This window comes from Mesorhizobium sp. M7A.F.Ca.CA.004.12.1.1 (assembly GCF_003997835.1).
Lineage (GTDB): Bacteria > Pseudomonadota > Alphaproteobacteria > Rhizobiales > Rhizobiaceae > Mesorhizobium.
Window position 1 is genome coordinate 1 of sequence record NZ_RZRK01001160.1, and the last position, 1,399, is coordinate 1,399.

The window sequence follows — 1,399 nt, forward strand, 5'->3', positions numbered from 1 at the left end:
GGATTTCGCTGTTCGGCTGCCCAACAATGATTTCGTGCGCTGGCTGGTGCCTGACGGCACGCTGCAACTGACGACCGTGCTTTGCATGCTGGTCGGGCTTGTTGCAGCGCAGGCGGCGTTCAATCGCTTCAAGTCGGTCTACATGGCCAAATTGCTGTTCGATTTCGTCAACCGCGTTCGCATGAACCTGTTCGAAAGCATCGGCAAGGCGCGCTGGGGCGTTTTTACCCGCATGCGCAGTTCCGACCTCGATCATGCCCTGACCGGCGACATCGACCGCGTCCAGGGCGCGGCGTTCTCACTGCTGATGCTGGTGCAGATCGCCGTTCTTCTGGCTGGCTATCTCCTGGTTTCCATGTTCATCTCGCCGGTCATGACGCTGTTTGCCGTCGTCATCGGCATGCTGATGTTCGTGGCGCTGCAGCCCTTCCGGACACGGGCCACTGCCTTCGGCCGTGTGCTGACCGCCAATCGACAGGATCAGTACCGGACGGTCTCGGAATTTCTCGGCGGCATCAAGGTGGCCAAGAGCCTGAACGTCGAGGACAGCTATTTCGCGCAGCTGCGGTCGACGCTTGAGAAGATGAAGGCCGACAACATCGACTATGTGCGCAACAGCACCATCGGCACCGCGGTATTCCAAGTGGCGAGCGTGGTGGGCCTGAGCCTGTTCATCTATGTGGCTTTGGTTCGCTTCAACCTGTCGCTGGCCGAGATCGTCGTCCTGCTCCTGGTCTTCATGCGCATCGCGCCGCGCTTCATGGACATGCAGACGCAAGCCCAGCAAGTGCTGATCAACCTGCCCGCCTTTACGGCAATGCGCAGCCTGCAGGCACGTTTCGATGCCGAACGCGAACCAGGCCATACCGAGTTCGCCGACGCCGGGACACTCTCCCTCAATACGGGATTGAATATTCGCGGTGTCTCCTTCGCCTATGGAGATGCTGGCGACAAGGTGGTGGTGAGCGGCATCACCTTCGGCCTGCCGGCCGGCAAGGTCACCGCCCTGATCGGCCCGTCCGGATCGGGCAAGAGCACGATCGCCGATATGCTGCTTGGCCTGCTGGAGCCCACCACCGGCATGATGCTTGTCGACGGCGTCGAGATTGATGCCAGCAATCGCCGTCGCTGGCGCGACCAGGTGGCCTATGTGCCGCAGGACGTGTTCCTCCTGCACGACACGATCGCGGCGAACCTGCGCCTTGCCGCGCCACGGGCCAGCGATGGCGACCTGTGGGCCGCGCTGCATCAGGCGCACGCCGGCGAGTTTGTCGAACGGCTCGACCTCAGGCTCGAGACGGTGGTCGGCGATCGCGGCGTGCGGCTCTAGGGCGGCGAACGCCAGCGCATCGCGCTCGCGCGCGCGCTGCTGCGCAAGCCGTCACTGCTCATCCTGGAC

General features: G+C 63.0%; 1 pseudogene. It reads left to right on the forward strand.

The features are described from left to right. A pseudogene (locus EN984_RS34695) lies at positions 1 to 1,399 on the forward strand (ABC transporter ATP-binding protein); the annotation flags it as partial.